The sequence below is a fragment of the Butyricimonas muris genome (assembly GCF_046365375.1).
Lineage (GTDB): Bacteria > Bacteroidota > Bacteroidia > Bacteroidales > Marinifilaceae > Butyricimonas > Butyricimonas muris.
This window is the reverse complement of record NZ_JBKEIT010000001.1, coordinates 658,850-675,429: the sequence shown is the minus strand read 5'-3', so window position 1 is coordinate 675,429 and position 16,580 is coordinate 658,850. Positions and strand designations below refer to the sequence as shown.

13 protein-coding genes are annotated in these 16,580 nt (G+C 50.1%); 6 read left to right on the top strand and 7 right to left on the bottom strand.

Translation table 11 applies throughout. The annotated features are described in order from the left end of the window. The first annotated feature begins 164 nt into the window (after positions 1-164). The 4 genes from ACK8P8_RS02800 to ACK8P8_RS02785 are packed head-to-tail and all read left to right on the top strand — an operon-like array spanning position 165 to position 3,590. Positions 165-1,301, top strand: a complete 1,137-nt coding sequence (locus ACK8P8_RS02800) for a putative porin (RefSeq protein WP_369860110.1) — start codon at positions 165-167, stop codon at positions 1,299-1,301. An 18-nt stretch (positions 1,302-1,319) separates the two neighbouring features. Continuing rightward, positions 1,320-1,961, top strand: coding sequence for an ABC transporter permease (locus ACK8P8_RS02795; RefSeq protein WP_369860109.1), 642 nt, complete (start codon positions 1,320-1,322; stop codon positions 1,959-1,961). After that, a complete protein-coding gene (locus ACK8P8_RS02790; RefSeq protein ID WP_369860108.1) occupies positions 1,958-2,869 on the top strand; it encodes a glycine betaine ABC transporter substrate-binding protein in 912 nt (303 codons plus the stop codon). The genes ACK8P8_RS02795 and ACK8P8_RS02790 overlap by 4 nt, the downstream gene beginning before the upstream one ends. Beyond that, complete coding sequence (locus ACK8P8_RS02785) at positions 2,859-3,590, top strand: ABC transporter ATP-binding protein (RefSeq protein WP_099292584.1); 732 nt, start codon at positions 2,859-2,861, stop codon at positions 3,588-3,590. The genes ACK8P8_RS02790 and ACK8P8_RS02785 overlap by 11 nt, the downstream gene beginning before the upstream one ends. A gap of 3 nt (positions 3,591-3,593) precedes the next feature. On the opposite strand, the gene ACK8P8_RS02780 is transcribed toward ACK8P8_RS02785, so the two are convergent. After that, a complete protein-coding gene (locus tag ACK8P8_RS02780) occupies positions 3,594-3,743 on the bottom strand; it encodes a hypothetical protein (protein WP_176555077.1) in 150 nt (49 codons plus the stop codon). Positions 3,744-3,877: 134 nt separating this feature from the next. Here ACK8P8_RS02780 and ACK8P8_RS02775 point away from each other — a divergent pair, with 134 nt between their 5' ends. Continuing rightward, on the top strand, positions 3,878-5,551 hold the full coding sequence (locus ACK8P8_RS02775) for a hypothetical protein (protein WP_369860107.1): 1,674 nt from the start codon (positions 3,878-3,880) through the stop codon (positions 5,549-5,551). An 11-nt stretch (positions 5,552-5,562) separates the two neighbouring features. Next, entirely contained in the window at positions 5,563-6,045 is a 483-nt protein-coding gene (locus tag ACK8P8_RS02770) for a GNAT family N-acetyltransferase (RefSeq protein ID WP_292270345.1), read from the top strand. 2 nt (positions 6,046-6,047) lie between these two features. On the opposite strand, the gene ACK8P8_RS02765 is transcribed toward ACK8P8_RS02770, so the two are convergent. The 6 genes from ACK8P8_RS02765 to ACK8P8_RS02740 form a co-directional block, all read right to left on the bottom strand. Further along, entirely contained in the window at positions 6,048-7,316 is a 1,269-nt protein-coding gene (locus ACK8P8_RS02765) for a DNA cytosine methyltransferase (protein ID WP_369860106.1), read from the bottom strand. A 125-nt stretch (positions 7,317-7,441) separates the two neighbouring features. Next, positions 7,442-7,600 (bottom strand): hypothetical protein, encoded by a 159-nt coding sequence (locus ACK8P8_RS02760; RefSeq protein ID WP_176555078.1) that lies wholly within the window; start codon positions 7,598-7,600, stop codon positions 7,442-7,444. A gap of 149 nt (positions 7,601-7,749) precedes the next feature. Beyond that, entirely contained in the window at positions 7,750-8,307 is a 558-nt protein-coding gene (locus ACK8P8_RS02755) for a sigma-70 family RNA polymerase sigma factor (protein ID WP_099292588.1), read from the bottom strand. A 407-nt stretch (positions 8,308-8,714) separates the two neighbouring features. Next, on the bottom strand, positions 8,715-11,315 hold the full coding sequence (locus ACK8P8_RS02750) for a zinc-dependent metalloprotease (RefSeq protein ID WP_369860105.1): 2,601 nt from the start codon (positions 11,313-11,315) through the stop codon (positions 8,715-8,717). A 17-nt stretch (positions 11,316-11,332) separates the two neighbouring features. Beyond that, positions 11,333-13,939, bottom strand: coding sequence for a zinc-dependent metalloprotease (locus tag ACK8P8_RS02745; protein WP_369860103.1), 2,607 nt, complete (start codon positions 13,937-13,939; stop codon positions 11,333-11,335). A 20-nt stretch (positions 13,940-13,959) separates the two neighbouring features. After that, positions 13,960-16,566, bottom strand: coding sequence for a zinc-dependent metalloprotease (locus ACK8P8_RS02740; protein ID WP_369860101.1), 2,607 nt, complete (start codon positions 16,564-16,566; stop codon positions 13,960-13,962). Between the last annotated feature and the right edge of the window lie 14 nt (positions 16,567-16,580).

The following is a 16,580-nucleotide window of genomic DNA, read 5'->3' as shown; positions in this document are numbered from 1 at the left end:
TTTCCCTCCCTGTTCTTGTTCCTTTAACGGGGATACCTTAAAATGGTTTTACTTTTCTGCTGTTTGGTTACCTTCACGAGTACTATGCAAACAAAGTATAATTTTAAGCAAACCTAATTCACTTAATTTCCGTTATACACCAAAAACGATAAAAGATGGGTGTAATGAAAAACAAAAAACTCTTACTGATAATATGGATACTGTTTAGTGCGGTTTCACTTCCCGCGCAAGAAAAAGAAAGGGAACTCCCGAAATTCAAATTAGGCGGGGCTTTACGCTTTAACTACAATTTCTGTGACTGGAAAGCAGGACATCGTGACCGGGGCGGGGATTTCGGGTTTGACGTGTTATACCTCAAATTGACGGGTTCTTACCGCGATATTATTTTGAGTGCCGACTATCGCTTTTACAGCAAGGATTTCGGTGGTCCCATGCTGAAATACGGGTGGATCGGTTACCGGTTTAACGCGAATAACCAGATACAAGTCGGTCTGACAGGCGTACCTTTCGGGATACAACCCGTAGCCTCCCATAACTTCTTTTTGCAGATAGCCTATTATGTCGGTCTGGAAGATGATTCGGACATGGGTATCAAATATCTCCATACTGGCGAGCGTTGGGATCTCGCTTTTGCCTTTTTCAAGAATGCCGATGAATTGCTTTTCGGCTCGGACAACGAAACTTCGGACGACCGTTACGGTTATGACGTGGCAGGACGCAACAAGGAGATAAACCAGTTTAACGGGCAGGCATTCTATAAATTCGGGAAAAACTCCCGGCAACGACTGGGAGCTTCGGCAGAGTTCGGTCAACTCTACAACCTCGACAGACGGAAGAACGGCACGCACTACGCTCTCGCTTTGCATTACGAACTGCTATGGCAACAGGTAAGCCTGAAAGCGCAAGTAACGACCTACGCCATGCACCCTAAAAACGCCGTGGACGATGACGATGAGGTCGTATCCATGACCGCCTACGGGGCACCCTACCTCGTTGCCGCAAAAGCGAACATCTACATGTTGAGTGCCGGATACACTTTCCCCATAAACCGCAAGTTTCTAAAGAAAATACAAGTATACAACGACTTCGGGTGCCTGCAAAAACAAAACAACGATTTCAAGGACAGTTTCCAGAATGTCACCGGGGGAATGTTGGACTGTAATCCCGTCATCATATACGTTGATTACGCCATGGGCAAGAATCACGGGTGGCTGGGACCCGATTGGGACGGTTTCGGTGCCGGAGGTGAAAGTAACTCGTGGCACGCACGTTTTAACGTGAACGTGGGTTACTATTTTTAATAACAAAAACAAAACAGGATGATAAAAGAGATTTACACGTTATACGTCGAGCGCTGGCGTTTTTTCTTGAGCCTCACGGGAGAACACCTCCAGATATCACTGGTATCCATCGCGGTTGCCGCCATTATCGGGTTGGGGTTGGGTATATTGAGCAGCCTTTACCGGAAAAGCTCGTCCACGGTACTGGGACTCACGAATTTTATTTACACGATACCGTCGATAGCCCTGTTCGGGTTTCTGATCCCGTTCTCGGGCATCGGCAACACGACAGCCATTATCGCTCTCTCGATATACGCCCTCCTGCCCATGGTACATAACACTTACACGGGCATCACGGGTATTGACCGGGAGATCATCGAGGCGGCACGGGGCATGGGAAGTACCACGTTCCAGATACTTTACAAGATACAGGTACCGTTGGCATTCCCCGTGATTTTGTCGGGGATACGCAACATGGTCGTCATGACGATTGCCCTCACGGGTATTGCCGCTTTTATCGGGGCGGGCGGATTGGGCGTTGCCATCTACCGGGGTATCACCACGAACAATTCCGCCATGACCATTGCCGGAAGTTTGCTCATCGCCCTGCTTGCCTTGTTGGCGGACTGGGGCGTGGGACGCTATGAAAAATACATAAAAAGAAAACGTAAACTAATATGAAAAGATACATGAAATATTATTCACTTGCGGTGATTATCGGGCTCGTGTTACCGTGGGGATGCGGGCAGAAAAAAGATACCATTCATATCGCCACGAAGCCCATGACCGAGCAATTCATTCTCGGGGAAATGCTCTCGCTGCTGATCGAAGAAAATTCCGACCTTCACGTGAAGATTACCAAAGGCGTGGGTGGCGGCACGAGCAATATTCACCCGGCGATAGTCAAGGGAGATTTCGACCTTTACCCGGAATACACGGGTACGGGATGGCTCGTGATTCTGAAAAAAGACACCCTGCTGCCACCGGACGAGCTATACGCCGAGCTGCAAAAAGAATACTCGCGGGAGTACGGGTTGAAATGGGTGGCTCCCTACGGCTTCAACAACGCTTACAGTCTGGCTGTTAGCAATGACGCGGCGGAGAAATATCACTTGAAAACCTTCTCCGATCTGGCACGTTATCCCGATCGGTTTATTTTCGGCGCGGAGTACGACTTTTACGAGATCAACGACGGTTACACCGACCTCTGCGCTTATTATGACATAAAGTTCAAAAAGAATCTGGATATGGATATCGGGTTGAAATACGAGGCTATCAAGTCGGGCAACATCGATGTCATGAACATATTCACCACCGACGGTCAATTGAGTGGAGCCAACCTAACCGTACTGGATGATGACAAACATTTCTTCCCCTCCTATTATTGCGCCACGGTGGTACGGGAAGAAACCCTGAAAGAACATCCCGAACTGGAAGGTATTTTAGAAAAGATGAAAGGTATACTGACCGATTCTGAAATGGCGGGTATGAACCACGAGGTGGACGTGAAACATCGTTCCGAACGGGAAGTTGCCGCCGAATTTCTGCAAAAGAAAGGTCTGCTAAAACAAGATAACCATGGGAAATGATATAGCTATTCGTTTTGAACACGTCACGAAGTCATACGGGGAACGGGAGATTCTGAATGACTTTAACATGGAAATCCGACGAGGTGAATTTCTGACCATTATCGGGAGTTCCGGTTCGGGGAAAACCACGGTTCTGAAATTAATCAACGGGTTGATATCTCCCACTTTCGGGATTATTTACGTGGACGGAAAGGATATCTCGAAAGAAGACCAGACTCTATTACGCCGCAACATCGGTTACGTGATACAGGGCATCGGACTGTTTCCCCACATGACTGTCCGTAAGAATATTGCCTATGTCCCCGGCCTGTTAAATCACCGGGACAAGGAAAAAACACGCCGTGCCGTGGAACGATTGATTGATGTCGTGGGACTTGAACAGGAAATGCTCGACCGATACCCATCGGAACTCTCCGGCGGGCAACGCCAACGGGTGGGCATAGCCCGTGCCCTTGCCGCCAACCCGGACATATTGCTCATGGATGAACCGTTCGGTGCCGTCGATGAAATCACGCGCAAAATGCTTCAGAACGAGATACTTCGAATACACGAGCAACTGGGAGTTACTATCGTATTCATCACTCACGATATAAAAGAGGCGTTAAAACTCGGCACACGGGTTATGGTTATGAACAAGGGACACGTCGAACAATTCGACACGCCCGACAATATTCGAAACCACCCGGCAACGCCTTTCGTGCAAGAACTGGTACAAGGCTGACGATTATTCGTCAGTCTTATTTCCCGTATCACTATTTTTCCGGATATATATCCGTAGAGCCAGATACGCGTTCCAACCCAAGATAATAAACCCGACGAATAGCGCCATATAAATCACGGTAATAAATATTCCGATTAAACCTCCTAGCATCATATTCATATATTTTATTCAACATCAAATCATTATATCTTAACAAAGTTAAGAAATTTAATCCAATCCCACCTCCCGGTCATTATTATTTTTTCAAACAACAAGAAATAATTACATTTGCACGAAACCTAGGTGCTATGAAAAATTACAACCAATGTGAATGTGGACTTGTATATAACGAGTTTTCCATTATATTGATCCAGACCTTTACCTCTCCCGGGATCGAAATTCCCGATTCGGAGAAGCCTGAAGTCAAGTCTTTTATTAAAAAGGACAACGAGGGAAACTTTGACAATCAACTATTTACCAATACCTGCCCGCGCCACCCGTGGGACGAGGGTACACCCCACGATCGAATGCGCACGGGTCCCAAGATCGAACGCTATCGCTTGAAAGGTTTTGATATCTGTATCGATATCGGGGGATTGACACCCGCACGCTTGTGGGGACACGTGCACGTGCGGGCTACCGTCTTTTTCAACAAAACGGTAGAGATATCCTATCGCATTATCGTGACGAAAACGGGAAGAATCAACGGTTCCAAATTCTGTCAAACGGATGTTCCTTTCAACACCGATCAATTGATCGCCGTGGCAGGTATCGTGCAGCACGTGGAACACTGGGTGTACAACAAGAAATTGAAAGGACAGGAAATAGACGGTTCCTTGAAGATAGTCACCATCAGCGATCTACATCTGGACGAACGGTCAAACTTCCACCCGACAACCGTGAGGACAAAGGGAATTACCTTCGAGGAAGTGCAACGACGTTACCGCTATTTCTTTGACAGGCAACCGTGTAAAGACCACGACAAACCTAAGGAAGAGAAAGAATTCGAATACGGTGATCACAATTACATATTCCTCGACATCTGGGAATCCATTGGTCACTCCGGTCGTATCCGTTTCGACAAGATGCGAGAGGATCAGGTCATCGAACACATCGAACAATGTCACAAAGCGGAACTCGTGGGGTTGATGACGCTCTACCCGGAAGAATGGCCGTATCGCATGGACTCCAGTTTCGAGGACGTGTGCGGCAAGAATATCGCCATTGACACGGACGATCTCGTGCTCGCGAACGAAACCATGAGCCTCGTGATCGGCACGTACGGCAACCGGGGCAAAGAGGCTCCCACCGACTGGAAAAAGCATCTCGCCCGCCGGGACCGTTATCACGTCAGTTGGCCGGAATACCTCGTGTTGGTCGAAATCCTGCTGGCAAAGAAACACACGATCAATTACGTCCTCAACAAATACATCTTCAACTCCCGTCAAGCCATCAGAGAAAACAGTAGGACGGACTCCAAAGACGGACAACAGGGCTTCACCATTATCAACGACAAGATTCTGGACATGATCGAGCAAAACGCCCGCTTGAGTATCAGCCTGTCGGATATCATCCTGCAACTTGATTCGGTGCGTTACCTTCGCTACATGTCACACAAGCACATGTACCATGAAACCAGCCGTCGATTGCGTATCGAGGATGACGAACGCCAATTAAAGGAAATTACCGAGCGGGTAGACAAATCCCTCACGAACGCCAACAATATCGCCGACCTCAAAGAAGCGAACAGCACGAAGAACATCCTTCTCTTTATCTCCATCGCCTCGCTTTTCGGCGTGTTGCTGGAAGGGAACGGAGAAGCACCCGTGTTCTCGATGATATCCAAGGAGTTCGGCGTATTTACCGCCGTGCTTCTCGTGATAATCACGTCTATCGGAATCTATTTCAGTATGAAAGTATTGATTCGGGTAATTATCCATTATTTAAGAAAGAAACGTATAAGTAAGAAATCAAGAAACTAAACACATCGTATATGATAAAAACGTACTCCACAGATTACAGGACACGCCTTTGCGAATTTTTTTCCCGCATTATCGAGAATCACAAGGCTTATATCTCACATGGTGAGTTACAAATGGGTATTGCACTCGACAGTAACGAGTTGGCTCCGGATTACAAGGAAATGTGGCTAAAATACCTCGACCGCCAAGTCGCGGATCCCGCCAACACGTTATTACTCTACTTGGAAGATGAAGATATTATCGGTTTTGTCCTCTTCGGTATCACGGACGACGGCGCGTTTCCTTACGGTGTGATTTTCGACCTCAGTGTCGATCCCGCGTACAGGGGAAAACGTATCGGTCAACAACTCCTGCGAGAAGCGACGGAGAACTTTAAAGCGAAAGGCATACGGGATTGCTATCTCGAATCGGGAGTGAATAACCACTCCGCCCACCGCTTTTTCGAGCATCACGGGTTTAAACAAGTTTCCGATATCTTCCGGTTGAAGTTGTAAAATCAAACAAGCGGCTCCTTCCCGAAGTAGAAATCCCACAAGCTCTCCATGCGTTTCCCGATATGGTATGCCAGCAAGGGGGGGACAGCGTTCCCGATGATTTTATACGCCGAAGAGGGGGATAATTTGTATTTACCCCCTCCCCCGTCAGGCACGACGAACTCGTAATCAGGGGGAAAGGTCTGTATCAACGCGCACTCGCGGGGAGTCAATCGGCGCTCTTTCAAACCCGCCATCAACTCAGAGTCAATGATTCCGCCATGCTCTTTCGAGAGTCGGCGGTATTCTATATTTCCATGATGTTCGGAACGGATAGTTGGGGCGATACTCGTGAGATCGACCTCTATCTGTCCTTGACAATGCCTGCCCAAGAATTTTGCCTTGGAGTAGTACATTTGCGACGGATCCGCGCTCGCTTCCGGTTCTTCCAACCCGGCAAATACATTTGCGAGAGTCTGCGGGGGCATCAGCCCCTCTCCCGCGGCACGATAACCGTGACTCGGCAAAGGGTAAGGACAGTATTCTGCCGGAATCACTTCTCCCGACAAAATCTCCCGTGCCTCCGAAGTCAATGCCGATTTACGGATACCGATAAAAATCACGCGTTCGCGGGATTGCGGCACCCCGTAATCGGCGGCATGCAACACCCTCGGTTCCAACACCAAATATCCGTCACCATCCGCCCGCGCGAAATCGCGTTGAATAATCTCTTTAGCGTTCGCGAGGTTTACCAGTCCTTTCACGTTCTCGGCTATAAATATTTTGGGCTTCGTGATCTCGATCACTTCTTTCATCCACATGTACAACTTTCCCCGGGTTTCTTCCGAAGCGATCTCCCCGTTGATAACCTCTCCCCTGTGGTCTTTATGGGAATTGAATCCACCTCGTTTCCCCGCCAGACTGAAATCCTGACAAGGGAATCCTCCCGTGACGACATCCACCTTTTCGGGGAATACCTTTTCCCCCGCGCGGTGGCGTTTCACGAGGTCTACAACACTCTCTTGGCGGTACACTTCCGCGGAATAACCGTATTTGGCAAAATGACGTGTCCACGCCGTCCGGGCTTCCTTCAGTATATCATTGGCGAAAACAATCCGGAAACGGGTTGATTGTAACTTTACCCACCCGTTCCGTCCGTTCTTTTCTATAAAGTCGGGATTCATTTTTTGATTAATACAATCTCTGTGAACTGAAAATCCGCCTTCCAGTCCCAAATCCATTCCCCCGCATCCAGAAAACAGCGATAATACCCGAATCATTTTAGAAGTCATCAATTGTTATTTTATTCATTTTCCGTCCCTACAAAAATAACAATAATCATCGGGTTATCGACACTCTTGTGAAAAATTAAGTACCATGTCTACCGGATCGTGTACCGGTTGTTCCTTGTTTCCCGTCACAAACCGAGTATTCTCACGGTAGTGAAGGACTCGTACGCCAGATGATCAAAATAATGAATGATCTCTGCTATCCCTATCCAAGTGTATACGACGATGCTCGTGATTACAACTAGTAGAAGGGCTACGATTACCATTTGATTCCATTTAGCTTTCATTCCGTCTTCATTTTAAAGTTACTAACTCAAACCAAACTCTCTTCCCTCATCTCTATCATCGTTCACTGTAAATATATAACATTATTTTTCATTTTCCAAACGAATCGTTAGAAAAATCTTAAATTTAACACTTTGTTTGCCGCGGCTCTTCAAAGGTCGAGTTCTCTCCCGCGATGCATAAGGCGATCACGAAGATATTTGATGCTTTTGTTCTTTTGGACTTTCACCGTGTTTACGCTGATACCTAGTTTCTCGGCAATCTCTTTACCGGAAAAACCGCTTATACTCAACTTGATAATCTGTTTTCTCATTCGGGGTAAATCACCGATATGCATATAGAGCAGGCGTACTATTTCTTCCTGTACCGTATCCAGAAGGAAATCCGCGGCAAAATCCTCCTCTTCTTTTTCTTTGTCAATCTTATCCAGTATGGCGGCTCTTTTCTTCTTGTTGCGGATGTATAACAATGAATTGTGATACAGAGATTTGTACAGGTATCCCATTAGTTCTTTCGAGGAAGCGAATTGCACATTGGAATGCCAGAGATTCACCAACAGATCCTGCACGATATCTTTCGCACAATCCATATCCTTGACGATCGATTCGACGTAAACGCACATCGCAGCGTAGCAAGAATTGTAAAGTTGTTCCCAACATCTTTCGTCCTTGCCGTTTATCCCCGGTAAAATAGATTCAAGGTTTACCATCTTTATTCTTGTTAAACTTCTCAGTTTTTCATAAAGTGTAAACAATCAATTGAAGACATAATGACAGTACCGGGGAACTGTCCGGTTGCAAAGCGCCGTACTTATTCCCTGCAAAATCTACCGGATAAATGCCGACAGATATTTTGATTCAGACTCTAATTTTTCCCTTGTCCCGTACTACTCGTTTGTCACAATTTGTTTGTTTATTATAGTTAGCTTCACTCACAATGCCACATCTCACGCTCATCCGTACTATAAATACATGAAACGAGGTTTGGTATTACTCTAAAAGCTTAATTTTTTTATTTTATATAATTTACAATCATAAATCATTAATCACTAATCCCTCCTGTCCCGCCGCCGCGGAAAGTTTCCGACGGCGACGGAGAGGAACAAGGGAAAACTCATCACCTCATGGCTTGCTCCAGTTTATGGAGAAGAAATTTATAATGCTGCTGTGTATCCGCAGAACCGGAAGAGGCTTTTCCCTGCAACAGTTGGCGGGCACGTTTCATTAAATCGTAATAATAGGGAGCCATATCGGCTTGTTTGGGATCTATGTCAACGTAATAGCTGAATCCCTGTCGTTCGGCGAGCGGACGGGACAGATTAGCAAGATCCCCGTAATAGGCTATGCTTTTCGCTTTTACCGCTTCCGGCACATCAATCAGCATACGGAAACCTCCCCGGCTAGCGGATGTTTTCTCCACGTTTGCCCCGCCGATTACACGGGAAAGCAAGGCTAACTGCAACTTTTTCTCGGTTGCCGAGAGCGTGCGTCCCTGTATGGTCGGCGTGAATACGAAATCGTAAATATCATTCATGTACGCGTCCGGCGTGTAAGCCAGTTTCGCCGGGGCTTTATCGGCGTTGTAAGACACGGGAGCCAGACGTCCCAGAACGGCAGCGATGATTTTATCTTCCAATTCGCGGGAAACCATTCCCATGAGAGGCATCTCCTTCTGGAACGCGGGACTATCGAGCCATTGCACTTCTTTCACTTGGTTGAGCAGGAAACGAACGGCACGTTTCTGTTTCTCTCTCGGCACGAAAGCCTGATGAGGCAGTTTGTCCCCCTCGTAACGTTCGTTGAGATAAATGCCGCCGATGTTTGCCGCCACGTGATTCAGGTAACGCACGTACTGGCTGACAATCTCGTTGTACACCCGTTCGCGGAACGAGAAATCCGGATCGTCGTCACGTGTCCAATCATTCAAGTTAGCAAGCAGGTAGCGCAGGTTTTTCACCCCGTAGGTTGCCGATTTCACGGCATCGTCCCCCAAATCCTCTTCAAAGGACGAGGGATCATGATGAGCGTAGAATTGCTGTTTACCGTAACGATAAACCGGATCGCCGGAACGTTCGCTGATCCAGCTATCGAGTACAGGCACCTCGTCACGGGAAGTCACTGCGTCCGGTAGCGGGGTATACAACCAGCGAATAACGTAATAATCGTACAGTCCCAGTTCGGGCGGAGTCATCCGTACCCCGCGGGCAGCATCCCCCGGTTGCGCCACGTAATTAAAGCGGGCGTAATCCATGATCGAATGTGTGGTTCCATGCTTCCGCGTGAACGAGGGCGAGCGTAACGAATCGGTCGGAATAGCCGCCGACGCGGACATATTGTGCATCAAACCGAGGCAATGCCCTATCTCGTGGGCGATCACGTAACGGATACAGTCCCCGAGTGTTTTCTCGTCAAGATTCACACCCCGCACCGACGGGTCGGCGGGAGCCGTCTGTATGAAACGCCAATCCTGCACGAGGCGCACCATATTGTGGTACACGGAAACGTTCGCCTGCAATATCTCCCCGCTCCGGGGATCCGTCCACGACGGTCCCATGGCGTTCGCCACCGGAGAAGGGGAATAACGCACGCAGGAATAAGCGAGGTTCTCCGGGTCGAAAGCCGGATCATCGGCGGGAAAATCCCGTGCCACGATGGCGTTTTTAAAGCCTATTTTCTCGAAGGCAGCCTGCCATTCCTCGATACCCGCCTTCACGTGAGGTTTCCAGCTTTCCGGGAAAGCATCGTCCACGTAGAAAACGATAGGTTGTACCGGCTCCGTGAGGCGTCCTTGTCGGAATGCCGTCAAATCTTTGGGTTCCAGTCGCCAACGATGGGTATAGTAACGTACTTCCACGCCCCTCTCGTCCTCTTCGTACAGGTATTTTCCCCCGAAAAATACCCCGATACGCGGATCTGCCAACCGGGCACGCGCGGGAGTTTCCGGCAACAGCAGGAATGTTCTGGTCATCAAGGCGGTAAAAGGCATCTTGTATATCCAGTACCATTGCTGCGCCTGCACGCTCACGTCATAAGTCAGTGATGTCTGCACGCTGACGTTATTCTCGTACGCCGCGATCCGCCCGATTCGGGTAAACTCCCGTTTAAATTCTTTTTCAAGTTGTCCTTCCTCCCCGCCACCGTATTGCCATAAAATAGGCATCCACGGGGAAAAGGGATCAAGCGCCTCGTTCTCCCCGCCGGACAGGTAATCGGTCATGTCGATGACAATCGCCGTGCTGTCGGGTGACCACGCTTTGATCTCGAAGTTGTTCAACACGGCGGGATAGGCGTTTTTATCCACGTTTTTACGCATCCGCTCGTTGCCCGTGATGTGCAGTGCATTCGCTTCCAGCAGGTTGATTAACGAATCGGTACGGGTAAATACCACGTGCAACGGCTCGTGCGGCTTCTCTCCCACGCTGCCGAAGTAATGGCTGGTAGTTTCCGCTATCGTAGAACCGATCAGCATCTCCCTTCCCAGCAGGTCGAGCGGAATTTCAAAATAGACACGCCCGTCCGTCTTATGAAGCGTCATCAGCCCCTTCACGGTTTCGCGGGCTTTATCCTTGAACAGGTTGTCGTAAGCCGATTCCTTGGGAAGCGCGGGCATCTCGCTATTGACGTCGCGTTTGGTTTTCTTCCCCTTTCTGCCCTGCGCTTCCGCCAGAACCGGTAACAACAAAACAACCAACACTATGATTATCGAGGTTTGTTTCATAATATTCTCTTTTAGATTCATTTTTTACTCAACGCCTTCCCTATCCTGTACAGCAGATACTCGTAATGCTCGCGGGTATCGCCGGATGAAGAGGCGAGGTTCTGTTTCAACAAGTCCCGTACACGCAACAGCATACTGTAAAATTCAGGAGCCGCATTGTAGCCCTTTACCACGGCGTAATGCCCGTCAAAACCGCTGTATGGTGCAGTACCTGACAGGCGGGCTGCCGCCAGACGTTGTTCCTCGCGGTGCAGGGAACGGGTATCGGGCGACCATGACACGAGTTTCGTGTCAGCGATAAAAGGCATCCGGCGTTCGGGTTTCTCGAAAGCCGAAGCGGATTCCGCCACGGCAGAAGTAGCCATGATACCCGCCACGAAAGCCCTTTGCATAAAACGCTCGTCCTCGTCCAACGCCCGTTTCCCGATCGTACCGTCCCAGATATAAGTATAGAGGTCGTCCATCAATTCATCGGGCGTGTAGGCATCATCGGATTTCGCGGCACAAAGCCGTAAATCGCCCATCTTCCCGAGCAATCCGCCCAGTATCGTCAAGTACATCTCTTCACCGGGCAGGTTTCCCATGCCGATATTATAACGTTCCATGTAAGCCACGTCGTCCATCCAGTCGAAACTCTTCGCCAGTTCCAAGGCGTAGCGCACGATAGCACGCTGTTGTTCCCTCGGGACAACGGTATACGCGGGAATGTCCTCGTCGGCGTGTACCTCGTTGATATACACACCGCCCACGTGTGAAAGCATCCGGTTAAGTTCCGCGGATACCGCATCCGTGAGCACGTTACGGAAATTGACACGAGCGGTCATTTCCTTGTCGTCCTCCCACGTGAGGCTCCCGTAATTCTCCATGATATATTTTATATTGTCAAGGCGATAGCGAAACGCCTTCACCGGATCGTCGCCCAAGTCGAAAGCCTGCATTCGCGGATCGTTGACCGGACGGTGCATCCCCCACACGAAACGCCCGAAACGGAAATAAGGATTACTTCTCGATTCCGCCACCCAGCGGTCTAGTACGGCAGTTTCCTCCCGCGGTGTAACCGCCCCGAGAACGGGACGATACAACCACTTCACGAGGAAATAGTCATATCCCCCGATACCATGCTGCACCAGAGCCACCCCCCGCTCCATATCCCCCGGTCGGGCGATATAGTTTGCAGGCACGCGGTCCATAATCGAGGGACTCAAACCGTATTCACGGGTAAAAGAAGGCGAACGCAAGGAATCCACGGGATAAGCGGACGAGGCAAGCTGATTCTCGGCAAATCCCAGACATTTTCCCATCTCCCGCGCCACGTCGTTTCTGATCTGTTCCCCGTAAATCTCCACGGGCAAATACTGTTCCCGCACCCGCGGGTCTGCCGCCAGCGTGTAGGCCTTATATGAAAAGCCGGGATCATACCCCACGGGAATAAAAATGGAAGCCGACAATATCTCACCCGTGCGGGGATCCGAATACATCTGGCTTTTCACCTCGTACATCTTCACCGGGGAAAATAATATCGTGGAATGACTCACGTCGGCAAGGTCAAAACCGGGCTCATCCCGCGGGTAATCCTTCACCTGTATGGCGTCCCGGAACCCGATAGCCTCGAAAGCCTTGTTCCATTCCAGCACTCCCGCCGCCACATGCGGGCGGTACGCCTCGGGGATAAGGGTATCCATGTAGAACACGATCGGTTTCAACGGCCGCACGAGTTCACCCCGGTGATACGCCACGGGATCGGACGGCTCCAAACGCCAACGGTAAGCGAGGTGAATCGGTTTCACCTCTTCCATCGAGGCATTGAGCGCGGAAGCCCGAAGCACTTCCGTACCTACCCGGTAATCGGCAAGACGGGGCATCATCGGTTGTTCCGGCAACAGCATCAGAATCCGGTTCGCCAGCACGGAAACTTTCATATCCTTTGCCATAAGGAACATACCGAAGAAGATATGATCCACATCATACCCCAAGTCACACGTGGCAACCACGTTATTCGCGTACGCTTTCACGCCGTGCAGGGAAGTGCGTTCCTCCTGAAACTTATGGTTCCGCATCACGAACCCGTAGAAAGAGTTTCCGGCATAGTCGGCGAAAGGAGTCGTGTAAATGCTATGCGTCATGAAAAGCGAACTCATATCCACCAGCATCGCCGCACCGTCGGGAGTAAACGCTTCTATCTTGTAATTACCGTACACGCCCGGCATACCGGAGCGTGCGATTGCCGGGTCAACCGACGCATCACCCGACAGGTTCAACAGGTCGCCCAACACCACCAGACGGGCTTGCAGCACGGAGTCTGCGCGGGTGAAACGAACGGGCACACCTTGACCGGAGAACTCCCCCACGGCACTCTCGCCGCTGTCGCTGATTCCCTCTATCGTCGAGGTGAAAAGCATCTCTTTGCCGAGCAGGGCGAGAGGAAATTCCACGTACACTTTATCGTCTATCTTGTGCAAAGTCATCAGCCCGCGGGCGGTCTGCACCTTCTTCCCGTCAAACACCTTCTCGTAGGCAGTAAGCTCTTTTTTCCTCTTGTCTTTCTTTTTCCGTCCGGCGGCAAAGGAATCATTGACACCCGCGGCGAGAGAAAGAAAAAGCAGTATATAGATTATTCTTCTCATAGTATTCAATTTTTACACGTTCAATTATCGAGGATATTCCCGATCTGACGGGCCATAAGTTTATAATACCGTTGCATTTCGGCACTCCCCGTGTTCTGTTTGCTTTTGACAAGAGTGTACACCCGTTGCAACATCTTGAAACATGCCGGTTCCGAGGGATAGGGACGATACCAGAGATTGACTTCGCCAAACCCGGACACCTCTCCCGCCGCGTTTATCGGCAGATACTCTGCGTTCGAGAAAACCCCCAACACGTCATGCCCCAACACGCCGTAACGTTCGCGGCTTTTCGCCTTTATACTCTCCGGCACACGTACCAACACCCCCGAACGGAAACGGAAAGGCTCCGCTCCCATGTCCTTTCTGTTGACCCCGGTTTCCTCGATCAAGCTGTTCACGAACTCCTGCAAAAAGGAACGTTCACTCTTCGTCAGCACCTTATTCTGCATGGTCGGTGCCATGACAAAGGCGTATATATCATTCATGTACTCGTCACGGGTGAAAGGTTTACTATCCGTGGTCAGCTTCTCGTTGATTGCCACCACCGGACCCGCGCGAAGCAATCCCCGCATCATCTCCTCTTGTATCTCCGCTCCCACGTCACGCCCCAGCGGCAAACCGGGCACGTTATCCAACCATGCCACGTCCTTCATCTGTTCCAGCAAGAAGCGCAAAGCCTCTTTCTGCCTTTCGCGGGACACCACACTGTAAGCGGGCAATTCGTCCCCCTCATATATCTCGTTAAAATAGAATCCACCGATATTTCTCAGCACGTGGACGCAATACCTGAAGAACTGGAAACGAGCCTCGTTCAGCATATTGGTACGAAACTTATAGTCTTTATCCTCGTGCGCGACCCACGTGTTGAGATTCGCCAAGAGGTATTTCAAATTTTTCACGCCATAGGTGGCGGACTTCACCGGGTCGTCGCCCAAGTCTTCCTCTATGGAACTGGGGTCTAACACGTTCCAGAACTGTTGCTTGCCATAGCGATAAACGGGATCACCGGAACGTTCCGAAATAAAGCGGTCAAGCACGGGTATCTCGTCTTTCGCCGTGGGAATGTCGAGCAAAGGTTTGTACAACCACTCGATCACGTAATAATCGTAAAGCCCGAGATTAGGCGGCGTCATACGCACTCCCCTCTCGGCATCGCCCGGCTGCGCCACGTAATTGTTACGGGCGTAATCCATAATCGAGTGCGTGGTTCCGTACTTCCGGGTGAAGGACGGTGAACGCAGCGAATCGGTGGGTATTGCCGCCGATGCGGACATATTGTGCATCAAACCGAGGCAGTGTCCCACCTCGTGGGCAATCACGTAACGCATACAATCGCCGAAAGTTTCCTCGTCCAACTTCACCTTGCGCACCGACGGGTCGGCGGGAGCCGTGTGCAGGAAACGCCAGTCCAGTACCATCGCCACCAGATTGTGGTACACATAGACCGAAGCGTTGATAATCTCGCCCGTGCGGGGATCCGTCCACGACGGTCCCATGGCGTTCGCCACCACGGAAGGGGAATAGCGGATACAGGAGTATTTCAAGTTCTCCGGGTCGAAATCCGGATCATCGGACGGGAAATCCCGCACCTGCATCACGTTTTTAAAGCCAATCCTCTCGAAAGCCTCATTCCACGTGAGCACTCCCTGACGTATATAAGGCAACCACCTCGCGGGGAATGCGTCGTCCACGTAGAACACGATCGGTTTCACCGGTTCCACCAACTCGCCCCGACGGTAAGCCTCCTCGTCTTTCGGCTCAAGACGCCAGCGGTTGGCGTGATAGAACACGTCGATATTCTTTCTCGGGTGACCGATATCGTATTTTCCGTCAAAGAATACCCCGATGCGGGGATCGGCATAACGGGGACGAGCCGCATCCTCGGGCAAGAGGATAAAGTTGCGGGTTAGAACATTAGTTATCGGCTTGTTCTTGCAATAAGTTCCCATAAAGGTTTCCGCCGTCACCCGGTAAGCCAGTCGCGACTGCACGCTGACGTTATCTTCAAAGGCTTTTATTTCCAACACCTGCGACCCTTCCTGTATGAAATTCTTGTCAAGCCGTCCTTCCGTCATCGACACCACCGGCGACCACGGGAAGAACGGCGGAAGCATTTCATTGTCGCTCACGAGGAAATCCGTCATGTCAATCACCACTCCCGTGCTGTCCGGCGACCATGCCTGCACCTCGAAATTCTTGATTACCGCAGGCAAATTACCGCGCCGCATCCGTTCCCGGAGATTATCGTCGGTCGTGGTGTACACGGTCTGTATCTCGCCCAAACTCACCTTGTTGGAATCCTTCAGCGTGAACACCACCCGCAACGGGGTATGCGTGCGCTCACCCACCCCGCCCAGCAGATTATCGGTGGAAGCGGCGATCGTCGAACCCAGCAACATCTCCCGTCCCATCACCGCCGTCGGTATCTCGAAATATATCTTTCCTTCCATTTTGTGGAGAGTTATCAGCCCCCGTTTCGTTTCGCGAGCCTTATCCTTGAACAACTGTTCGTAACGGCTCTCCGTTTTCCCGTCCCCCTTCGAGTCCTTCTTTTTCTTTCTGGCGAACCCGGAAGCGGGAAGCAGGAACACGATGATAAACAGGTATACTATCTTGTTTCGTTTCATAATATTCTCGTTAA